General features: G+C 64.1%; 15 protein-coding genes. 6 read left to right on the top strand and 9 right to left on the bottom strand.

Annotation, left to right across the window (positions count from 1 at the left end; all coding sequences use genetic code 11):
* The first annotated feature begins 206 nt into the window (after positions 1 to 206).
* Positions 207 to 1,265 (top strand): diguanylate cyclase, encoded by a 1,059-nt coding sequence (locus ACI7M0_RS12165; protein WP_104962874.1) that lies wholly within the window; start codon positions 207 to 209, stop codon positions 1,263 to 1,265.
* A 14-nt stretch (positions 1,266 to 1,279) separates the two neighbouring features.
* On the opposite strand, the gene mhpT is transcribed toward ACI7M0_RS12165, so the two are convergent.
* Both mhpT and ACI7M0_RS12155 read right to left on the bottom strand, forming a co-directional pair.
* Positions 1,280 to 2,521, bottom strand: a complete 1,242-nt coding sequence (gene mhpT, locus ACI7M0_RS12160) for a 3-(3-hydroxy-phenyl)propionate transporter MhpT (RefSeq protein ID WP_019438196.1) — start codon at positions 2,519 to 2,521, stop codon at positions 1,280 to 1,282.
* 34 nt (positions 2,522 to 2,555) lie between these two features.
* Positions 2,556 to 3,947 (bottom strand): alginate export family protein, encoded by a 1,392-nt coding sequence (locus ACI7M0_RS12155; RefSeq protein ID WP_012052237.1) that lies wholly within the window; start codon positions 3,945 to 3,947, stop codon positions 2,556 to 2,558.
* A gap of 261 nt (positions 3,948 to 4,208) precedes the next feature.
* Between ACI7M0_RS12155 and ACI7M0_RS12150 the strand changes: the two genes are divergently transcribed.
* Together ACI7M0_RS12150 and ACI7M0_RS12145 are read left to right on the top strand one after the other, a co-directional pair.
* Positions 4,209 to 5,873 carry an arylsulfatase gene (locus ACI7M0_RS12150; protein ID WP_129932995.1) on the top strand — a complete coding sequence of 555 codons (1,665 nt, stop codon included), beginning with the start codon at positions 4,209 to 4,211 and terminating at the stop codon, positions 5,871 to 5,873.
* Positions 5,870 to 6,892, top strand: coding sequence for a formylglycine-generating enzyme family protein (locus tag ACI7M0_RS12145; RefSeq protein ID WP_129932996.1), 1,023 nt, complete (start codon positions 5,870 to 5,872; stop codon positions 6,890 to 6,892). The genes ACI7M0_RS12150 and ACI7M0_RS12145 overlap by 4 nt, the downstream gene beginning before the upstream one ends.
* Here the strand turns inward: ACI7M0_RS12145 and ACI7M0_RS12140 are convergent.
* From ACI7M0_RS12140 to ACI7M0_RS12120, 5 genes are all read right to left on the bottom strand, one after another.
* Positions 6,873 to 8,618 carry an acyl-CoA dehydrogenase family protein gene (locus ACI7M0_RS12140; RefSeq protein WP_405314599.1) on the bottom strand — a complete coding sequence of 582 codons (1,746 nt, stop codon included), beginning with the start codon at positions 8,616 to 8,618 and terminating at the stop codon, positions 6,873 to 6,875. The genes ACI7M0_RS12145 and ACI7M0_RS12140 overlap by 20 nt on opposite strands.
* A 14-nt stretch (positions 8,619 to 8,632) precedes the next feature.
* Complete coding sequence (locus ACI7M0_RS12135; protein ID WP_129933815.1) at positions 8,633 to 9,874, bottom strand: thiolase family protein; 1,242 nt, start codon at positions 9,872 to 9,874, stop codon at positions 8,633 to 8,635.
* Positions 9,871 to 11,754: a feruloyl-CoA synthase gene (locus tag ACI7M0_RS12130; RefSeq protein ID WP_129933816.1), complete on the bottom strand. Its 1,884-nt coding sequence runs from the start codon at positions 11,752 to 11,754 to the stop codon at positions 9,871 to 9,873. The genes ACI7M0_RS12135 and ACI7M0_RS12130 overlap by 4 nt, the downstream gene beginning before the upstream one ends.
* A gap of 90 nt (positions 11,755 to 11,844) precedes the next feature.
* Entirely contained in the window at positions 11,845 to 13,293 is a 1,449-nt protein-coding gene (locus ACI7M0_RS12125) for an aldehyde dehydrogenase (protein ID WP_129933818.1), read from the bottom strand.
* Positions 13,294 to 13,368: 75 nt separating this feature from the next.
* Positions 13,369 to 14,199: a p-hydroxycinnamoyl CoA hydratase/lyase gene (locus ACI7M0_RS12120; RefSeq protein ID WP_010954234.1), complete on the bottom strand. Its 831-nt coding sequence runs from the start codon at positions 14,197 to 14,199 to the stop codon at positions 13,369 to 13,371.
* Between the two features lie 197 nt (positions 14,200 to 14,396).
* Here ACI7M0_RS12120 and ACI7M0_RS12115 point away from each other — a divergent pair, with 197 nt between their 5' ends.
* Both ACI7M0_RS12115 and ACI7M0_RS12110 read left to right on the top strand, forming a co-directional pair.
* Positions 14,397 to 14,867, top strand: coding sequence for a MarR family winged helix-turn-helix transcriptional regulator (locus ACI7M0_RS12115; protein WP_012052230.1), 471 nt, complete (start codon positions 14,397 to 14,399; stop codon positions 14,865 to 14,867).
* 98 nt (positions 14,868 to 14,965) lie between these two features.
* Positions 14,966 to 16,090, top strand: a complete 1,125-nt coding sequence (locus ACI7M0_RS12110) for a mechanosensitive ion channel family protein (protein WP_129933820.1) — start codon at positions 14,966 to 14,968, stop codon at positions 16,088 to 16,090.
* Between the two features lie 70 nt (positions 16,091 to 16,160).
* On the opposite strand, the gene ACI7M0_RS12105 is transcribed toward ACI7M0_RS12110, so the two are convergent.
* The gene (locus ACI7M0_RS12105; protein WP_129933822.1) at positions 16,161 to 19,208 is read right to left on the bottom strand and encodes an aminotransferase class III-fold pyridoxal phosphate-dependent enzyme; all 3,048 of its coding nucleotides are present in this window, start codon (positions 19,206 to 19,208) and stop codon (positions 16,161 to 16,163) included.
* 143 nt (positions 19,209 to 19,351) lie between these two features.
* Between ACI7M0_RS12105 and ACI7M0_RS12100 the strand changes: the two genes are divergently transcribed.
* Positions 19,352 to 19,792, top strand: coding sequence for an Lrp/AsnC family transcriptional regulator (locus ACI7M0_RS12100; RefSeq protein ID WP_004374903.1), 441 nt, complete (start codon positions 19,352 to 19,354; stop codon positions 19,790 to 19,792).
* A 39-nt stretch (positions 19,793 to 19,831) separates the two neighbouring features.
* Here the strand turns inward: ACI7M0_RS12100 and ACI7M0_RS12095 are convergent, their stop codons facing one another.
* On the bottom strand, positions 19,832 to 20,449 hold the full coding sequence (locus tag ACI7M0_RS12095; RefSeq protein WP_064493464.1) for a dTMP kinase: 618 nt from the start codon (positions 20,447 to 20,449) through the stop codon (positions 19,832 to 19,834).
* Between the last annotated feature and the right edge of the window lie 55 nt (positions 20,450 to 20,504).

Genomic DNA, 20,504 nt, shown 5'->3' with positions numbered 1-20,504 from the left:
CTTGCTGACGCTGGCGCTCAATCGTGGCGAACGGCGTCACACATGAACGCCAGAAGGCTTTTCCAGGGCGCCGGCAAAGTGCCAGAATCTGCTACCGTTCCCCAGTGGCGTCACCAGCCATGACAAACCTTGATCCCCGCGATGAAATAGCGCGCTCCGTACGGACGGATCGGCTCGAACAGCTGTTCGTCCAGTCAGCGCCTGCGGTGCTTGGCAGCTTCCTGGCCGCCGTAATGCTGTGCTGGTTGGGCTGGGAGCGTTTCGACCCGCACAGGGTCATGGTCTGGATGACGCTATTGGGCCTGTCGACCGGCGTGCGTACCGCCATGTTCTTCGCCTATCTGCGAGCACCCGCCAACCAGCGCACGGCCGAACGCTGGGAGTGGCGTTACTGGGTCACGCTGATGCTGTCGGCGGCTATCTGGGGCTGGGGCGCCTTTGCCGTAATGCCCGCCAACGACGCGCTGGGGCAGACGCTGATCATGCTGTTTGCCGTCGGCATGTCTGTCAGCGCGGTGTCGTGCTACTCCTCTTACCGCAACATGACCCTGGTGTCGATGGGCCTGGTCTTGCTGCCTTCTACGGGCTGGCTACTGCTGCAACCTTCCACGCTGCAACAAGGGATAGCCTTGGCGGTATTGGTGTTTGCCTGGTTCGTGGTCAGCGCGACGCGAAGCCTGTCCTCGGCATTGACGACGGCCTGGCGCCTGAAACACGAAATGCAACGCGCGCATCGGCTGGCCATGGTGGCCTCGTGCACGGACGAACTGACTGGCCTGAACAACCGACGTGCTTTTTTCGACAACGCGTCGACGCAACACGCCCAGTGCAAGGACGCAGGTGCATTCATGGCCGTGTTGATGCTGGACGTCGACCATTTCAAACAGATCAACGACACGTTCGGGCATGCCGCGGGCGACCAGGTGCTGCAGCGCATCGGTGCAGCGATCAGTGCCAGCCTGCGTGACAACGACATTGCCGGCAGGCTGGGCGGCGAGGAGTTCGCCATCCTGCTGCCCAATACGCCGCCAGACACGGCGATTGAGGTTGCCGAGCGCCTGCGGGCCCTGATAGCCAAACTGCGTGTGAATGATGAACACCCGGTCACCGCAAGCATAGGTTTAGCGTTCGCGAAGGCCCCTGCCTCTGAGCTCGGCGCCTTGCTCAGCAGTGCAGACAGCGCCATGTACCTTTCCAAGGTATCGGGCCGTAACCGGGTCACGGTCGCCAAACCGGAGCAGGAGGCATTGCGCAAGCAGCACTAGCCCCCAAGGAAGCGCTATGCAGGGTCCTGAGCCGCAGCCTCACCCGGCTCCGGGCGTTGCGTGCGGGTTCGGTGTTTCAGCAGCGCACGTGCCGCCAACGCCGCGAGCACCAGGCCCGGAGCCGCGGCCATCAGCAGTCCCCCCGCACCTGCGCCTGCTGCAAGGATCTGCCCAGCCGCCAGAGGGCCGGCCATGGAACCCAGGCGCCCCACCGCCACCGAAGCGCCCAAGCCCGTTGCGCGCACCTGGGTCGAATACAGCGTCGGCGCCAGCGCGTACAGCACCAACTGGCCACCAATGGCGCAATACCCTGCAGTGAACCCGGCCAGCAACATCAGCCCGAAACTGCTCGACAGCCCCAGCCCCGCCAACGACGCCAGCATGCCGGCGTAGGCGATCAATACCGCCCGCCCGGCAAACCCACGGTCCATCATCCGACCGGTCAGGAACGATCCAGCCGCCCCACCCAGGTTGAACAGGATCTGCACGGCGCCCGCCTGCGGTCGGCTGAAGCCTTGGCCGATCAACAGCGACGGCAGCCAGTTGAGCAACATGTACAACACTGTCAGGGTGAAGAAACATGCCACCCACAGCAACAGCGTGCGGCTTGCCTGCTGCGGCCCGAACAGTTGGGTAAGCACACCTTCACTGCCAGCCTTGGCAACGCCTTGGGCACGGAATGCCTGGGACTCTTTCAGCCAGATCATCAGCACAAAAGCGATCACGATCGGTGCGATGCCGCCGACGTAGAACACCGTACGCCAACCGTCGCCCACGCCGGCCATGCCGATCAGCGACGCAACCGCCCCGCCCAGCGGCACACCACAGTAAGTCAGGCTGACCGCTGTGCTGCGCAGACGCTCGGGCGCCGCCTCGCTGGCCAGGGCGATCAGGATTGGCAACGCCGCCCCCAGCCCGAGCCCTGTCATCAGCCGCGCGATCAACAGCGAATCGTAGGTCTGGGCATGGGCGGTCCCTAGCGAGAAGCCGCCAAACAGCAGCACCGCCACGATCAGGATCGCTTTGCGGCCAAAGCGGTCTGCCAGCCAACCGCCGATCAGCGCGCCGGGCAGCAACCCCAGCAACCCAGCACTGAATACCCAACCGAGCATGGCAGGGGTCAGGTTGAATGCCTTGGCCATGTGCGGCGCGGCGATGCCGGTGGCCTGCAGGTCCAGCCCTTCCAGCAAGGCAACGAGAAAACACAAGCCGATGGTGAGCACGGCCTTGCCCGATGACGCGGATGAATGATGCATGTGTGGCCCTCTGTTGTTGTTATCGGTCGGGTGGTCAAAGGCGGAACGTGGCACGTACTGAGACGAACGACGAATCTTCGCCGCCAGCCTCCTTGATGGCCGTGCCCACGTCGTAGTACTTCAGGTCAAGGTCCAGGGTCAGGTTGGGAGTGGCAAGCCAGCGCGTGCTGGCGCGGTAGATGGTACCGACATGGCGACCCGTGCCGCGGGTGTTGGCCAACATGCTCATGCCGGGCATGTACACGCCGTCTTCCTCACGCTGTTTCCACACTTCGAAGATGCCGGGCTCGATGCGCAGCGTGCGCCAGGGCGAGAAGCCGAAGGTCGGCCCCACCACGATGATGTTGCTCAGGGTGGTGAGGCTGGCTTCGCCATAGACACCATTGCGTGGGTAAAGCGGGTCGAAGGTGCCGACTTTTCCGTCGCCCAGGTCACTGTCGCCGCTTGCGGCATCGATGCGCATGGCCAGGCGCGGTTGCCAGGGGTGGGTGAAGGTGAAGCCGCTGTCGCTCGACAGCGCCCAGGCGCGGATCGACGCGTTGCCCAGGTGGCCGGTCTGCCCGACGAGGTTCCAGCTCCAGTCCAGTGCCTGATGGCGGCCGAACAGCCGCGTGCCGAAAGTGTAGCGCTGCTCGTCACCCGACTCGCCGGCCAGGCTGCGGTCGTCGGTTTCCAGGCCAAAGGCTAGCAGGTCCATGTTCCACGACGCCGACAGCGGCAAGGTGCCGTAAAGGCCGTAGAATTTGATGTTGTTGTTGCTGCCATCGTCCCAACTGTCTTCACCGGTTTTCAGCGGGCGCACAGCGAATGCATCCAGCTTGCGTCCGTCCTTGAGGTTGAGGCTGGCGCGCACGCCGTCGAAGCTCAGGCGGATGTTCGGCGCGTCGCGGTAGGTGACCAACACCTGGTCGCCGAAGCCCATCTCCTGGCGACCTACGCGTGTGGTATAGCGCCCGGCGGCGAAATCGTGGTTGAAATCGACGAAGGCCTGTCGCACTTCATTGCGGCTTTCATCATTGGGCGAGTACAAGTCCTTGCCGAAGGCGCGGGTATTCTCGACCTGGACGAAAGTACGCACGGCATCGTCGAACAGGTGCAGGTCGGCATGGGCCTGCAGCCGTTGCTGCAGATAGGAATCGTCGTTCAGCCCGCGCAGGCCAAAGAAGGGTTTGTCCGAAGCATCGGCCCGGTAGCGGGCCTCAGCCCCGAGTTGCAGCCAGGCCGACTCTGACAGCCGATGGTAGCGCAGGCCATCGAAGGGGGCAGTGGCCTTGGCGGGGTCGTCGAGAAAGCGGTAGTCCTCGATCCAGCGAGGGGCCCCTGGCCTCCCCGGCCGGCTCTCTTCAAGCGGGCTGGCCGCGTAGGCGGACTGGCACAGCGAAAGCACCATGAGGGGCAGGCATACCCCGTTCAACGGCTTGATCATCAGAATTTCCCTTCACTTGTTTTTATAATTGTTCTTACAAACTGGATAACTCTGTTAACGATTATTTTTGTTAACCATATGCGCCGTCAATAGCGTTTTGCCGTGTACAAGGAATGATCAGCATCAAGCGTTCGCTAATCGCACACTTCTGCAGCGAGCGGCTGCGGCATTCATTCATCCGTCGCTAGAATCCAGTGGCGTGCTGTCTATTCAGAGGCCATGCGCAAAATTCGAGTCCATTACAAAAACAAGAGTCCCCCCATGAATTGCCTCCGCCCCCTTGCCGCCCTCGGCGTGCTCATGCTCGGTGCCAGCCACGCCATGGCCGCACCAACCGTTAAACAACCAAACATTCTGCTGGTGGTCGCTGATGACCTCGGTTTCTCCGACCTGTCGGCCCTGGGCAGCGAAATCCAGACGCCCAACCTGGACAAACTGTTGGCCGACGGCCGCCTGATGCTCGATTTCCACGCCGCGCCCAGTTGCTCGCCGACGCGGGCGATGCTGATGTCCGGCAACGATCCACACCTGGTCGGGCTGGGCATGATGTCGGAGACGCGCAAGCGCCTGCCGGCCGGCGCAGAGGTACGCGCCGGCTACGAAGGCGTGCTCGGTGCCAATGTCGCGACCCTCGCCGAACTGCTGCACGACGCCGGCTACCGCACCTACATCGCCGGCAAATGGCACCTGGGCATGCAACCGACCCAACAGCCACACAACCGCGGCTTCGACCAGGCCTACGTGCTGCTCGAAGGCGGCGCGGCGCACTTCAAGCAGGCCAACATGGACCTGCAGTCGAACTACAGCGCCACCTATCGCCACAATGGCGAGCCGATCGCGCTGCCCGACGACTTCTATTCCACCACCTGGTACACCGACCGCCTGATCGACGCGATCGACCAAGGCAAGGCCAGCAACAAACCGTTCTTCGCCTTTGCCGCCTACACCGCGCCGCACTGGCCGCTGCAGGCGCCGGATGCGTACCTGGCGCAGTACCGAGGCCGTTACGACCAAGGCTACGAAGTCATCGCCCACGAGCGCCTGAAGCGCCAGCGCGAAGCCGGCCTGGTGCCCACCGACTTCCCCCTGCAAGCACAACTGGAAGGCGTGCCGAGCTGGGCATCGCTGAGCGATGAACAAAAACGCCAGTCCGCGCGCACCATGGAGGTATACGCCGCCATGGTCACGGCGCTGGACGCCGAGGTGGGGCGCCTGGTGGAACACCTGCGCAAGACCGGCGAGCTGGAAAACACGATGATCCTGTTCATGTCCGACAACGGTCCGGAGAACGCCACCCGTGTCGACCCCGAGTGGATCAAGGCAAACTTCGATAACCGCCTGGACAACTACGGCCGCCGCGATTCGTTCCTGATGATCGGCTCGGCCTGGGCCCAAGTCAGCGCCCTGCCCAGCCGTCGCTACAAGATGACCACCTACCAGGGCGGCATCCGCGTACCGGCCTTCGTCTACTACCCAGCCACCATCAAGGCCGGCCGCAGCGAAGAGCTGGCCAGCCTCCGCGACATCATGCCGACCCTGCTGCAACTGGCCGGTGCGCCGATGCCCGGCGTCAAGTACCGCGACCGCGATATCGTGCCGCCGCAAGGCACATCGGCGCTGAACTACCTGCAAGGCAAGGACAGCCAGATCCACGCCCATGACGAAGCCCTGGGGTGGGAAATCAACGGCAGCGCCTCGTTGCGCAAGGGCCCGCTGAAGCTGGTGTGGGATGCCACCGACAGCAAGCCGAGCTGGCACTTGTATGACCTGAGCAAGGACCCTGGCGAGCACCACGACATCGGCGCAGGGCACCCCGAGCAGGTGGCGCTGATGCTGCGCGACTGGAAGGCTTATGCCCAACGCGGCAACATCGCGATCGATGCCGACGGCCGTCCGGCCAGCCCGATCCTGGTCAAGCCGCAATGATCGCCCGGGCAGCCGGCTGCGCAGCACTCGCCGCCGGCCTGCTCGCCGCCTATGCCGTGTGGCCGCAAGACCCGGCGCCGGCGCTGCTGTGCACGGGCTACAGCGGCCTGCCCGCGCAGCGCCAAGGCCCTTGGCGGGACGGCATGGTGCACGTGCCGGGCGGCGAGTTCAGCTTTGGTTCAAGCCGCTTTTACGACGAAGAAGGTCCGCCTCACCCCGCCAAGGTGTCCGGCTTCTGGATTGACGTGCATCTGGTCACCAACGCCCAGTTCGCGCGCTTCGTCAAGGCCACCGGGTATGTCACCCATGCCGAGCGCGGTATCCGTGTCGAGGACGACCCTGCCCTGCCCGACGCGCTGCGGGTACCGGGTGCGATGGTGTTTCACCAGGGTGCGGACGTGCTCAGCCCCGGCTGGCAGTTCGTGCCCGGCGCCAACTGGCGACACCCGCAAGGGCCGGGCAGCAGCCTGGCCGGGCTGGACAATCATCCGGTGGTGCAGATCGCCCTGGAAGATGCCCAGGCCTATGCCCACTGGGCAGGCCGCGAACTGCCCAGCGAGGCGCAGCTGGAATACGCCATGCGCGGCGGCCTGACCGATGCCGACTTCAGCTGGGGTACCACCGAGCTGCCCAAGGGCAAGCTCATGGCCAATACCTGGCAGGGTCAGTTCCCTTATCGCAATGCGGCGAAGGATGGTTTTACCGGTACATCACCCGTGGGCTGCTTCCCGGCCAACGGCTTTGGCCTGTTCGATGCTGGCGGTAATGTCTGGGAGCTGACTCGCACGGGCTATCGGCCAGGCCATGACGCACAGCGCGACGCCAAGCTCGACCCCTCAGGCCCGGTCCTGAGTGACAGCTTCGACCCGGCAGACCCCGCCGTGCCGGTGGCGGTAATCAAAGGCGGCTCGCACCTGTGTTCGGCGGACCGCTGCATGCGCTACCGCCCCTCGGCACGCCAGCCGCAGCCGGTGTTCATGACGACCTCGCACGTGGGTTTCAGAACGATTCGGCAATGAATGGCAACGGCGTGGCGGCCGCGTCGATGGCCGCCCCCTGCCGTTCGAGGTCGGGCAGCAGGTAGCCGAGGAAGAACCCAACGCTTTCCTGCTTTTCCCGGCGCTGCGCCGCCCCCAATGGCAACGCCTGGATGCAGCGCGCGCTGCGGGCCCAGGCGAAGGCCTGCAGCACCGTTGCGAACAACTGCAGGAAGTCGCCTGCGGCGCGGTACGGAAATTCGGGATCGCCCGCGGTCCTCGACAGCACCTTGGCCAGCACTGCCTCCAGCGTGTCGCACGCGCTGCCCAACGCGGTGGCAGCGGCGCCAGCGTCCGCAGCAGCCTCGGTACGCAACTCACTCAACAGCAGGGCGAACCCTTCCCCCCCATCGCCCAATACCTTGCGCAGCATCAGGTCGTTGGCCTGTATTTCGTTGGTGCCTTCGTAGATCATCGCGATGCGGCTGTCGCGCAAGGTCTGCTCGATGGCAAACTCCTGGGTGTAGCCATAGCCCCCCAACACCTGCAAGGCCTTGCTTGCCAGGCTGAACCCCTGCTCGGTGAAGGCCGCCTTGACGATGGGGGTCAGCAGCGCCGCCAATGTCGCGGCCTTCGCCCGTTGTGCAGGCTCGACGGCGGCGTCGGCGATATCCAGCCACTGGGCCGTCCAGTAGGCCAGCGCGCGCATCCCCTCGGTACGCACCCGCAACTCCAGCAAGACCCGCCGCATGGCCGGGTGCAGGTGGATCGGGTCGGCGCCCTGGGCGCCCCCCTTGGCCCGCCCCGGGGCACTCATCTGGCGCCGCTCCAGGGCATAGTCGCGGGCCTGTTGCCAGGCGGCCTCGGCATGCCCCAGGCCTTGCAGGCCAACATGCAGCCGCGCGGAATTCATCATCACGAACATCGCCGCCAGGCCGCCATGGGGCTGGCCTATCAACCAGCCCCGGGCCCCCTCCAGGCGCAGTGCGCAGGTGGCGCTGCCACGGATGCCCAGCTTGTGTTCCAGGCCGTCGCAGTACAGTGTATTGCGCTGGCCATCCTCCAGCCATTTCGGCACCAGCAACAGCGAGAGCCCGCGGTTGCCGGGCGGCGCATCCGGCAACCGGGCCAACACCAGGTGGAGTATGTCGCGGGTCAGGTCGTGTTCGCCGCCAGAGATGAACAGCTTGTTGCCACTGACCGCGTAGCCACCGTCGCCCAGGGGCACGGCGCGGCAGCGCAACAGGCTTAGATCGCTGCCGGCCTGGGGTTCGGTCAGGCACATGGTAGGCAGGGTGGCACCACTGACGATGCCCGGCAGATAGCGCGCCTGCAGCTCGGCGGATGCATGGGCTTTCAGGCACAGGTAGGCACCGTGGGCGATGCCGGTGTACATGGCCCAGCCGTGGTTGCTGCCGAACAGCATCTCTTGCAAGGCCGCCTCCAGCACTAACGGCAGCCCTTGGCCGCCAAGCGCCGGGGCGCATGCCAGCGACGGCCAGCCACCGTCGACATAGGCGCGATAAGCCGCCGGGAATCCGTCCGGGGTGCGTACCTCCCCGCCCTCCATCTGGCAGCCCTGGCGATCGCCCGAACTGTTCAAAGGGGCCAGCACCTGCTCGCAGAAACGGGCCGCCTCTTCCAGTACCTGGGCCGCCAGGTCGAGGTCGACGTCGGCATATGCCGGTAATTGCGCCCAGGCCTGATCGGCCCGCAGCCAGTGTTGCAAGACGAACTGCATGTCGCGCAGGGGCGCCTTCCAGGTCATCGGATACCTCCGGGTCAGGCAACGAAATGAGGGTTTTCGATCAGCAGCGCCATGCCTTGGCCACCGCCGATGCATGCCGCTGCGATGCCATAGCGCAAGTTGCCGTCGCGCAATTGACGGGCCAAGGTGTGGACCAGGCGCAGGCCTGTAGCGGCCAGTGGGTGACCGAGGGCGATAGCGCCGCCATGGACATTGAGCTTGTCCACATCGAGTTCGAGTGCCTGGGCCACCGCCAGCACTTGGGCGGCCTGGGCCTCGTTGATTTCCAGGCGGTCGATCTGCTCCAGGCGCAGGCCGCTTCGCTCGAGCAGCAAGGTGATGGCCGGCGCCGGCCCGATGCCCATGAGGCCGGGCGGCACGCCAACGGCCGTGGCCATCAGCAAGCGCGCCAAAGGCGGATGAGTGCAATCGGAGTAGCGCGTGACCAAGGCTGCCGCCGCGCCATCGACCACCGCGCAACTGTTGCCAGCCGTCTGCACGCCACCGGCGTGCACCGGGCGCAGTCGGGCCAGTGCGGCCGTGTCGGTAGGCCGTGGGTGGCTGTCCTGGCTGACCTCACTCACGCCACGCGGCAATGCAATGCCGCGTGGCTGGCAGCCTTCTGCCTCCAGTGCCTGCGCGGTGACGCTCACGATTTCCTCGTCGAACCAGCCCTGCGCCTGGGCTTGCAGGGCCCGCTGATGGCTGCGCAGGGCCCACGCGTCCACCGTTTCACGAGCGAGGCCATAGGCACGGGCCAGGTTTTCCGCAGTACCGATCATGTCCACGCCGGCAGCCGGGTCGTACAGGGCTTCCCAGAGAAAGTCCTTGAACCCGACCGGCGCCCCCAGGCGAAAACCGCCCCGGTGTTCATAGGCCGCGATCGGATTGCGCGACATCGACTCCGCGCCCACGCAAAGCACCTGGCGGGCGCCACTGCGCAGCTGTTCACCGGCCTGACGCAACAGTTCAAGGCCCGTGCCACAGATGCGCTGCACCGCCAGTGCCGGTACCGACTGCGGCACGCCACAGTAGAGGCCGACATGGCGTGGCAGCATGTAGGCGTCGAAGCTGGCCTGGGCCATGCTGCCGGCGAGCACACTGTCTACCGCCTGAGGGGCGGCAGCTGCACGTGCCAGCACCGCGCGGCCGGCCTGAATGCCCAGGTCGATGGGCGAGATCGCGGCCAATGCGCCACCCAGGTCGACCCAGGGCGTGCGCACCATCTGGACGATGGCCGTGTCCTCGAAGACGGTGCACAGCCCGGCCGCACTCAAGGCCGCACCTTGGCGTGCAATGCGTCGGGGTCTTCGCCACGGTACAGCGCCTCGACTTGAGCGGCGCGCCGCTGCAGCACGGCGCGCTGATTGATCGAGCCCTTGTCGGTGATTTCACCGGCGTCGATCGACGGCGGCTCGGCCAGCAGCGACAGCCATTCGATACGGCTGGCGTTGCCCTGGGCATCGCGGTTCAAGCGCTCCAGCCAGTCAGCGAACCAACTGCGCACGGTGTCGTTGGCCAGCACCTGCGCATCGCTGGCATCCTCTGCCAGCCCGGCCAGGCGCCGACACTCGGGCAGACGCGGGAACACCAGCAGGCCCAGGCATTCACGGTCCGGCGCGGTGACCACGATGTCCTGTACGTAAGGCGAGCCCTCCAGCACTGCGCGGTTGCGCAGCGGCCCGACACTGACGAATACCCCGGACGAAAGTTTGAAGTCCTCAGCGATACGGCCATCGAACATCAGGCCAAGCTCGGGCTGCCTGGCATCGGCCAGCTTCAACGCGTCGCCCGAACAGTAGAAACCCTCCTCGTCGAACGCCTCGGCGGTCTGCTGCGGCGAGCGCCAGTAGCCCGGCATGATATGCGGGCCACGGAAGCGCGCCTCGAGCTTGTCGCCCACCGGCACCAGCTTCACTTCGCAGCCAGGTGCCGGCAGCCCGACATAGCCGGCCATCGACAAAGGCCCGGTGGTGAAGGTGCACGATGGTGAAGCTTCGGTCATGCCAAGGCCGGCCATCATGCGGATGCGTTCGCCGCAGTGTTGCTCGGCTATGCGGTCCAGCCGGTCCCAGACGCTTTGCGACAGGCCTGCGGCGGCAAAGAAGAACAGCTTGATGCGGGCAAAGAACACCTCGCGCAGCGCGGGGTCCTGCTCCAGTGCCTTGACCAGTTCCTCCCAGCCCTTGGGTACGGTGAGGTAGGCCGTGGGGGAAATCTCGCGCAGATTGCGCAAGGTCTCGGCGAAGCCTTGCGGGGTCGGCTTGCCGGCGTCCAGGTAGAAACTGCCCCCGTTGTAAAGCACGATGCCGAGGTTGTGGCTACCGCCGAACGTGTGGTTCCACGGCAGCCAGTCCACCAGCACCGGCGGCTCCTCGGCGAACGTCGGAAAAGTCTGCAGAAGCATCTGCTGATTGGCGCACAGCATGCGCTGGGTGGTGATCACCGCCTTGGGCAGCTTGGTCGAGCCCGAGGTGAAGAGGAATTTGGCGATGGTGTCCGGCCCGGTGGCGGCGAAAGCCGCATCGGCCGCCGCCAGGTCACCCGGTTGCAACAGGCTGTCGAAGCTTATATGGGGGCGACCTGCGACCTGGCCACGCACGCTGATCACGCCGACCGAATCGTTCAGCACCGCCTCGAAGGCGCGCTGGAACGGCTGGCTATCGCTGACGAAGACCACTCCGGGGGTGAGCACCTCGCAGACATGGCGCAACTTGGCGAAGTCTTGCGACAACAGCGCGTAGGCCGGCGACACCGGGCAATAGGCAATACCGGCATACATGGCGCCGAGGGCGATTTGCAGGTGTTCGATGTCGTTGCCGGAAAGCAGCGCCAGCGGGCGCTCGGCACTGAGGCCCAGTCCTAGCAAGTTGGCGGCGATGGTGCGCACATCGGCGAGCATCTGCACGTAGCTGATCGAACGCCAGGCACCGTCTGCCTGGCGTGCCGCGATGAAAGTGGTGTCCGGGCGCACCTGGGCCCAATGTACCAGGCGCTCGAGCAGGCGCGCCGGCAGCGGCGCCAGTGGCTCGACAGGTTGCATGCGCAGCACGTCGTCGACGTGGCTGACCTGCACCTGGGGATGCCCGATGGCCACCTGGCGGTAGCGCGGACGTTGGCCAGGGTCGGTCGACCCTGAGCGGGCTTCGTTATTCACGCAGGTTGCTCCTTGTTCTTGTTGTACATCCTGCCGCCGCCCGAAATGACGGGCGGCGGTCATCTTGCCGGTGGCCTGGGCCTGCCGCGGCTAGATGGGATAGTGACGCGGACCGTGCTGGAGGGTGACCCAGCGCAACTGGGTGAACTGATCGATGGCCGTGCGGCTGCCGAAGCTGCCATAGCCGCTGGACTTGACCCCGCCAAACGGCATCTGCGCTTCATCGTGAACGGTCGGGCCGTTGATATGGCAGATACCCGACTCCACCCGTTGAGCCAAGGCCAGGGCGCGGCTGGTGTCGCGGCTGAAAATGGCCGATGACAGACCGAACTCCGAGTCGTTGGCCAGCTGCAGCAAGGCTTCGTCGCCTTCGGCGCGCAGTACCACCGCCACCGGGCCGAAGGACTCCTCGCGGTACAGGCGCATGCTGGCATCGACGTTGTCGAGCAAGGTCGGTTGCAGGATGCTGCCTCCGAGCTGGCCGCCGCTGACCAGGCGCGCGCCCTTGGCCACGGCATCGTCGATCAGTGCCTTGATGCGCTCGCCGGCCGCTGCGCTGACCAGCGAGCCGAGCACCGAGGTGCTGGCTTGCGGATCACCTGCACGCAGCCCGGCGATCTTCGCCGCCAGCTTGTCGACGAAGGCGTCGGCAATACGGCTGTCCACCACAAGGCGCTCGGTGGACATGCAGATCTGCCCCTGATTGAAGTAGGCACCGAAGGCCGCCGCTTCGACCGTGGCGTCCAGGTCGGCATCGTCGAGCACCAGCAAAGGCGCCTTGCCGCCCAGTTCGAGCAGGGCCGGCTTGAGGTGGCGGGCCGCCAGCTCGCCGACGATGCGCCCGACGTGCGTCGAACCGGTGAAGTTGACCCGGCGTACCGCAGGGTTGGCGATCAGCCGCTCGACGATGGCCGGGGCATCCTGCGGCGCATTGCTGATGACATTGACCACGCCGTCGCCGATGCCTGCATCGTGCAGCACCTGGCCGATCAGCCGATGTACCGCCGGGCTCAGCTCCGAGGCCTTGAGCACCACGGTGTTGCCGCAGGCCAGCGGCATGGCAATGGCACGCGTGGCCAGTATCACCGGGGCGTTCCACGGCGCGATGCCCAACACCACGCCGCAGGGCGCGCGCAGGGCCATCGCGAAGCTGCCGGGAACGTCCGAGGGGATCACTTCACCGGTGATCTGCGTGGTCATGGCTGCAGCCTCGCGCAGCATGTTGGCGGCCAACTTCACGTTGAAGCCATACCAGTTGGCCATGGCCCCGGTTTCACCGGCGGCGGCGATGAACTCGGCGGCCCTCGCCTGCAACAGATCAGCGCCTGCCAGCAAGCGGCTGCGCCGCTCGCCCGGTGCCAGGGCGGCCCAGGCCGGAAACGCCGCGCTGGCAGCAGCCACGGCGGCATCGGCATCGGCCAGTGTGGCGGCGGCAGCCTGCGACACCACCTCGCCAGTCACCGGGTTACAGCGCTCGAAGGTTCGTCCATCGCTGGCGGGGCGCGACTGCCCGCCAATCAGCAAAGGCACCTGCAACATGCTCATTCCTCTTGTTGTCGTTATAGAGAAATACCCACGGGCTTTGGCGCGGCACACCGCCGCCCGCGGTGCGACTCAGCGCTTGTAGGCCTGCAGGCCTGGCTTGATGCTCTTGTCGTCGAGGAACTGCTTCATGCCCTGCTCGCGGCCGCCAGTAGTGTCCAGCAGGCGCGACTGGTCGAGCTTGGCGTAGAGGTAGTCCTCGTTCTGTTCCCAGGTCAGCTCGCGGCAACGCTTGAAGCCATTCTTCGCGGCGCGCAGCACCACCGGGTTCTTTTCCAGCAGGTTCAGCGCCAACTCACGGGTGGTTTCACGCAGCTCGGCCAGCGGCACACTGTCGTTCACCAGGCCCATCTCGGCAGCCTTGCGACCATCGAAGGTCTTGCCGGTCATGATGTAGTACAGCGACTGACGATGGCCAACGGTATCGGCCATGGCCTTGCTGACCAGGTTGCCAGGCGGGATGCCCCAGTTGATTTCCGACAGGCCGAAGGTCGCTTCGTTGGCGCAGATCGCCAGGTCGCATGCCACCAGTGGGCTGAAGCCGCCGCCGAAGCACCAGCCGTTGACCATGGCGATGGTCGGTTTGGCATACAGACGCAGCAACTTCCATTGCCATTGCGAGGCTTCGCGACGAATCTTTTCCTGGAGGATTTCCGGGCCGGCGTCCACCTCGCGGAAGTACTCCTTCAGGTCCATGCCGGCGGTCCAGGACTCGCCGGCACCGGTCAATACCAGCACGCCAGCGTCAGCGTCCTGCTCAAGGGTTTCCAGCACGTCGACCATTTCCCGGTTCAGGGTGGGGCTCATGGCATTGCGTTTTTCCGGGCGATTGAGGGTCACCCAGGCGATGCCCGCTTCCAGTTCGACCTTCACGGTGGTCCAGCGGCCTTCGTATTTGCTCATGGTTCTGCACTCTTGTTGTTCGAGGTGATGGGGCCACGCTAACGGGTCAAAATAGTTATGTCAATTAACCATTAACAAATTTATCTTTAACCCATGGGTTGGCGCGCTGCCTTTTTCCAAAGCCTCTCTAGCCGAATCGCATAAGGACAGGCAAAATAGGTAACTTTATTACCCATGATCGAGGAGCATGAACCCTGATGGCTAGGTCTGCCCGTAGTACCGACGACGCTTGCGTGGCTGCTCCTGTGGGAGAAGGGGTGCTTGAAGACTTGATCGGCTACGCCTTGCGACGCGCGCAATTGAAGCTGTTTCAGAACCTTATTGCCCGGCTCTCGGCCCATGACCTGCGCCCGGCACAATTTTCCGCCCTGGCGATCATCGACCAGAACCCCGGGCTGATGCAGGCCGACCTGGCGCGTGCGTTGGCAATCGAACCCCCGCAAGTCGTGCCAATGCTGAACAAACTGGAAGAGCGCGCGCTGGCCGTGCGCGTGCGGTGCAAACCGGACAAGCGCTCGTATGGGATTTTCCTGAGCAAATCGGGCGAAGCCCTGTTGAAGGAGTTGAAGCACATCGCCGCCGACAGCGATCACCAGGCGACATCCAACCTCTCGGATGACGAAAGGACTGAACTGTTGCGGTTATTGAAGAAAATCTACCGGGACTGACTCAGTCTGCCCAGCGTGGTGAAATCCGATCGACCTGTTGCGCCTCTTTGACGTCCCAAGAAAGCACCTTGGCAAATCAACCCAGAGGCGAGGTACTCATGAACGACCGCATCATCGCGTTTTTCACCGAAACCACCGTATTCGGCATCTCCATTCTCAATCTGCTGGTGGCGCTGACAGTCGCCACCTTGGTCTTCCTGGTCGCCCGTGCCGCCATCAGTTTCCTGATGCGCCGGGTACGGCGCTGGTCCGAACACGAAGGCCCACTGAGCCAGATAATGGCCAAGGTGCTTTCCGGCACCAGCAACTTTCTGTTGTTGCTGGCCTCCTTGCTGGTGGGCCTGAGCATGCTCGACCTGCCCGAGCGCTGGCTGACCAGGGTCAGCAGCCTGTGGTTCGTGGTCGCGGCCTTGCAGATTGGCCTGTGGGCCAACCGCGCCATCGGCCTGGGCCTGAGCCGCTACTTCGCCCGCCACCGTACCGACGGCCTGAACCAGGGCAGCGCACTGGCAACCCTTTCGGCCTGGGGCGCGCGGGTCCTGTTGTGGTCAGTCGTAGTGCTGGCGATGCTGTCGAACCTGGGGGTGAACATCACCGCCTTCGTCGCCAGCCTTGGCGTGGGCGGCATCGCGGTAGCGCTGGCTGTGCAGAATATCCTTGGCGACCTGTTCGCTTCGTTGTCGATCGCCGTGGACAAGCCGTTCGAGATCGGTGACTTCATCGTCATCGGGCCCCTGGCGGGCACCGTTGAGCACGTCGGCCTCAAAACCACACGCATCCGCAGCCTCGGCGGCGAACAGATCGTCATGGCCAACGCCAGCATGATCAGCAGCACCATCCAGAATTACAAGCGCCTGCAAGAGCGTCGCATCGTGTTCGAGTTCGGGCTTTCCTACGACACGCCCACCGAGGCCGTGAAGAAAGCGCCAGGCATCGTCGAAGACGCCATCAAGGCACAGGAGCAGGCGCGTTTCGACCGCGCTCACCTGCGTGGCTTCGGCAAAGAGGCGCTGGAGTTCGAGTGTGTCTACATCGTCCAGGACCCAGGCTACAACCTTTACATGGACATTCAGCAGGCGATCAACTTCAGGCTGCTGGAGCGGTTCTCGCAAATCGGCGCCAAGTTCGCCGTGCCGGTGCGCGCGATCAAGGTCACGGCGTTGCCAGAGGCGTCCGGCCTGCATGGCCAGGCTCGCGAAGGCCTGAGCATCAGAGGCGCTTGATGCTGGCCGGCTCGCCAGATAGGTGCGCCGCAGGGCGTGCACATGCGCACGCCCTGCCCGCGCTGAAACGCTATTTAAGCGCCGCGGTGAAGCTGTCTTTCAGCACCTCGAGAAGGAAGTCTGCATTGGCCCGGCTGAAAATCATCGAAGGCCGCATTTTCAGCACGTTGTCATGCGGGCCTTCGGTGCCGATCAACACGCCGCGCTCCCGGGCACCATCAGCCACTTTTCTGGCCAGGGCCGTGGCTGGCGCCTTCGACTTGCGGTCGGTGACCAGCACGATGCCGAGGAACAGCCCCAACCCGCGCACATCGCCAATCACGTCGAATTGCTGCTGAAGCTTGCGCAAACCCTCGAGCAGGTAATGGCCGACACTCAAGGCGTTTTCTTTCAACTGGTCGCGCTCGATTGCATCGAGTACCGCCAGGCCTACCGCGCATGACACCGGGTTACCGGCGAAGGTATTGAAATACTCCATGCCGTTGTTGAAAGCATCGGCAACTTCGCGCGTGGTCACTACCGCCGACATCGGGTGGCCGTTACCAATGGGTTTGCCCATGCTGACGGCATCCGGGACCACGCCCTGGGTCTCGAATGCCCACCAGTGGCTGCCGACCCGGCCAAACCCGACCTGAACCTCATCGGCCAGGCACAGCCCACCTTCGGCTCGCACCATGGCGTACACCTCCTCGAGGTAGTGTTCGGGCAAAAACACCTGCCCCGCCACGCTCGGGATCGACTCGGCAATGAAAAACCCGGGGCGCTTGCCTGCCTTGCGCATGGCATCCAACTGCTCTGCCACCGACTCGGCAAAGCGCTTGCCGTGCGCTTCCACGGGCCAGTGCTCGGGGGCGTAGTAGCTGTCCGGGACCACGGCCTCGTAAACATGCGCCGCCCTGCCCTTGCCCGCCTTGCGCTTGTACTTGTAAGGGCTCAGATCGATCAGTTCCTGAGTGGTGCCGTGGTAGGCCCAGTCCAGCACGATTGCCTGATCACTGCCTGTGTAGTTGCGCGCCATACGCAGCATCAGGCTGTTGGCCTCACTCCCCGAGCAGCCAAAGGATGCTACGCAAAGGCCCTTGGGCAAAGTGCCGGTCAGGCGTTCGGCGTATTCGACGATGTTGTCGTGCAGGTAGCGGGTATTGGTGTTGAGCAGCGCAGCCTGGCGAGTCAAGGCTTCGACCACGTCGGGATGACTATGGCCCAGGTGGCACACGTTGTTGAAGCAGTCCAGGTAGGCCCGCCCGAAGTTGTCGATCAGCCATACGCCATCACCGCGCACGAACTTGATCGGGTCGGTGTACGAAATGGACAGGTTGGGTAGCAGCAGTTCCTTGCGCCTGGCAATGATCTGGGCCTTGGTCATGCCCTGCTGGCTGTAGGTCTCTGGCGGGATACCGGCCAGGGCCGAGGCGTCGGGGAACAGGTCGGCCCACGCTTCGCGGTACGCTGGTTCACCCACGCCAATGACCTCGCACGCGCGCAACTGGGTATCGGTGACCAACTGCAGATGCAGGTGGGGAATCCAGCCGCCGTTCTCGTGATCGCTGCCCATGTAACCGACCAGGTCGCCGGCTTCGAGCTGGTCACCGGCCCTCAAACGGCTGAGCGCCTCGTGGGCCATGTGCCCCCACAGTGTCAGAAATGGCGGGCAACCGGGCGGGGTGTGCTCGAGCATCACCAGGCCGCCATAACCCAGCGGGTCTGGCTCGACCTCGACGCTTCTGACGGTGCCGGCAATCGGTGCGTACAGCGGCGTACCCGCTGGCATCAGCAAATCTACCCCCACATGCAGGGTCCGGTACTGCCCCTTGATGAAGCGAGACTCAAAGGCGCTGTCGGTATAGACGGCACGTACCTCGCCCCATGGGCCGATGCCCAGCGGGGCCTTGTGCGCGGCAGAGAATTCATTCCACCACCGCGTCGCATCTGCAGGGCGCTGCTGGGCCGAGGCAATGGTCATCTCGTGGCTGGCATCGCCAAACGGCGCGATGACCTTGTCCAGAATGGCGGCTGACGGGCGCACCAGGTCGGCAAACGACTTGTGGTTGTCGGCAATCCAGCGGCGGACTTCCCCCGCACCTTCGATGGCATCGAAACCACAGGCCTTGCGCAAAATGCCGGTGGCCAACCGTGGGTTCATCGAATCGAGCTGTTCCAGTAGACGCCAGGCAGGCGCTTCACTGATCGCCAGATAGGGGTTGTCGTCTGTCTGATCCTGCCGGGAAGCGGAGAACGTCACGCTGATGACCAAGCGCATGGCAATCAGGTTGAACAACACATCAAGTTCTTGCGCTTGCAACGGGTACTTTTCGTGAAAGCCGGCCACCAGCGCAGCCGCAGCGCCGATCGGGTCGTCCATGTCGAGAATGGCGTACGCGCTGGCGATCGCGACCTCGGCAATCAGAACGGTGTGCACGGCATCCCCAAAATCGATGAAGCCAGTCACGCTATGGGGCGTTTCGGCATCGACCAGGATGTTCCAGTCGTTGGCATCGTTGTGAATCACCTGGGCCCGAAGGGAAGCCAGCTTAGGCTGTACAGTCTGTTCGAACCGGGCGATGAAGCGCTCGGCAACGGCCCGGCGATCAGGGTTCTTGATGCAGTGCAGCCGCGAACGGGAGCGCGCAGCATGGCGTAAGTCCCAGTCCAGGTCGCGGACTGCGCCCGGGTGCATGAAGCCCTGCAGGGCACGGTCAAGTTCACCGAGTGCCTGGCCGAAGTTTCTCATCAACGCCAGGGAGCGTCTGGCCTTGGCAAGTGGCGTGCCGGCCAGCCAGCTGACCAGGCGCACAGCGTGCTTTTCACCGGTGCTGCTGGCCACAGACGGCAGGTAGTCGCCAGTCACGCTGGCCCGCAGGTGTGGCACGCCCAAATGCGCGCCATGCACGGCCAGGTGATCAAGTAGCGCGGTTTGAAACTCGCTTTCTACCCTGGGCTCGCTGGCATTGACGATTTTCAGTATCCAGCCTGCATCTACGCCAGTCTCCAGCCGGTAATTGCGATCACGCTCCCCATCCAGGGGCGTTGCAGTGCCGGTGACATCGAAGAAATCTTTTGCAAGGCCCTCTGCATCGCTTGCCGAAAACCGAGGTGCCGGGTGGGAAAGGTCTGTCATATCATCAGGTTCCGAGCGCGCTGATTGTTTTTCAATAGCTTGTCATGCGCCGCCGAAACGGACACCCTGCATACGGTCGGGCGCAACAGGCATTATGCCGGTTCCGACCGGCATAATGACGGCAAGCTTATCAAGGGGCTGCAATGCGTGACCTGGACGCTAAAGATCGTGAGATTCTTGAGGTACTTTCGAAGGACGCGCGTATTGCGCTCAAGGCGTTAGCCGGCCGCATAGGCCTTTCCCGAAGTGCCACCACCGAGCGTGTCGCCAACCTTGAACGCAGCGGAGTCATTCGCGGTTATCGCGCTGACATCGGCGAAATAGACGCCAACGTGATACGCGCGATCTTGCTGGTGACGTTGCAGCGCACGCCTGCCATGGGGCTGCTCGACCAGTTGGCAACGGACGCGCGCGTACGGCGGGTTTCGTCGGTGAGCGGTCAGCTTGACCTGGTGGTTGAAGTGGAGACCCGAACGATCGACGACCTCAACCAGGTACGTGACAACGTGGCACGTCACGAATCAGTGGATGACATTACCACGTCGGTAGTCCTGCGCCGTGACATCGACCGCCAGGGCGCCTGATACCTGCAGAGGCAGTAGACAGGCCGTACTCACCCAGCCTCACAGGTGTCGAAGCACGCCCTGAATCTCGCCTACGACCTGCCGCGTTGCCTCGTCGACGGTCCCTTCATTACGGCACAGCACCCAGCCTTGCTCTGCAACCGCACGCTCGAACGCCTCGGTACAGGCAACCTGTTCTTCCAGGTTATGGATCACCGTACTGCCCAGCCCACGCGTGCGCGCCGCGGCCCTCGCCCATGAGGTTTCAGGCGTTGTGACAACCCCGACATGCAAATCGGGCACTTGCACGTTTCGTTCGAGGTTCAGGCGCAGGATCTTGTCAAACGGCACTGTGCGGCGAAACGCAGCGTCAGAGGGGTACCAGCGATCAATCAGGATGATGCTGTCAGCGGGCTGCCTGGGCAGTACATGTCGGGAAATCCAGGCGCGGCTTTCAGCGAAGCGCTCGCAAACCTTGAACTCAAGGTCCTGGCAAGGGCTTCTGGAAAGCTGGTTGACCAAGGCCATGGTCTCGCCCCGGTGAGGATCATTCTTTCTTTCGCAAAGGCGGATCACCTTGTTCCCGTCCAGCCGTAACGCTTGAGTGACGGCCTCCAGCAGCGTGGTCTTGCCGGTCCCCTTGGGCCCATCGAAGGAAATAAACAGCGGGCGGTTCATCGTGCAATACCAGTTGGCTCAAGCGCGGGATAAGACCATTGATCAGAGCTGCCTT

Source organism: Pseudomonas sp. 10(2024), from assembly GCF_045164175.1.
Taxonomy (GTDB): domain Bacteria; phylum Pseudomonadota; class Gammaproteobacteria; order Pseudomonadales; family Pseudomonadaceae; genus Aquipseudomonas; species Aquipseudomonas alloputida.
The sequence above is the reverse complement of the archived record's forward strand: the minus strand, read 5'-3'. Positions and strand labels throughout refer to the sequence as shown.

Coding starts and splice junctions, on each gene's coding strand:
- mhpT (WP_019438196.1), bottom strand. CDS start 2,521: ATGCATCATTCATCCGCGTCATCGGGCAAGGCCGTGCTCACCATCGGC.
- ACI7M0_RS12155 (WP_012052237.1), bottom strand. CDS start 3,947: ATGATCAAGCCGTTGAACGGGGTATGCCTGCCCCTCATGGTGCTTTCG.
- ACI7M0_RS12150 (WP_129932995.1), top strand. CDS start 4,209: ATGAATTGCCTCCGCCCCCTTGCCGCCCTCGGCGTGCTCATGCTCGGT.
- ACI7M0_RS12145 (WP_129932996.1), top strand. CDS start 5,870: ATGATCGCCCGGGCAGCCGGCTGCGCAGCACTCGCCGCCGGCCTGCTC.
- ACI7M0_RS12140 (WP_405314599.1), bottom strand. CDS start 8,618: ATGACCTGGAAGGCGCCCCTGCGCGACATGCAGTTCGTCTTGCAACAC.
- ACI7M0_RS12125 (WP_129933818.1), bottom strand. CDS start 13,293: ATGTTGCAGGTGCCTTTGCTGATTGGCGGGCAGTCGCGCCCCGCCAGC.
- ACI7M0_RS12120 (WP_010954234.1), bottom strand. CDS start 14,199: ATGAGCAAATACGAAGGCCGCTGGACCACCGTGAAGGTCGAACTGGAA.
- ACI7M0_RS12115 (WP_012052230.1), top strand. CDS start 14,397: ATGGCTAGGTCTGCCCGTAGTACCGACGACGCTTGCGTGGCTGCTCCT.
- ACI7M0_RS12110 (WP_129933820.1), top strand. CDS start 14,966: ATGAACGACCGCATCATCGCGTTTTTCACCGAAACCACCGTATTCGGC.
- ACI7M0_RS12105 (WP_129933822.1), bottom strand. CDS start 19,208: ATGACAGACCTTTCCCACCCGGCACCTCGGTTTTCGGCAAGCGATGCA.
- ACI7M0_RS12100 (WP_004374903.1), top strand. CDS start 19,352: ATGCGTGACCTGGACGCTAAAGATCGTGAGATTCTTGAGGTACTTTCG.
- ACI7M0_RS12095 (WP_064493464.1), bottom strand. CDS start 20,449: ATGAACCGCCCGCTGTTTATTTCCTTCGATGGGCCCAAGGGGACCGGC.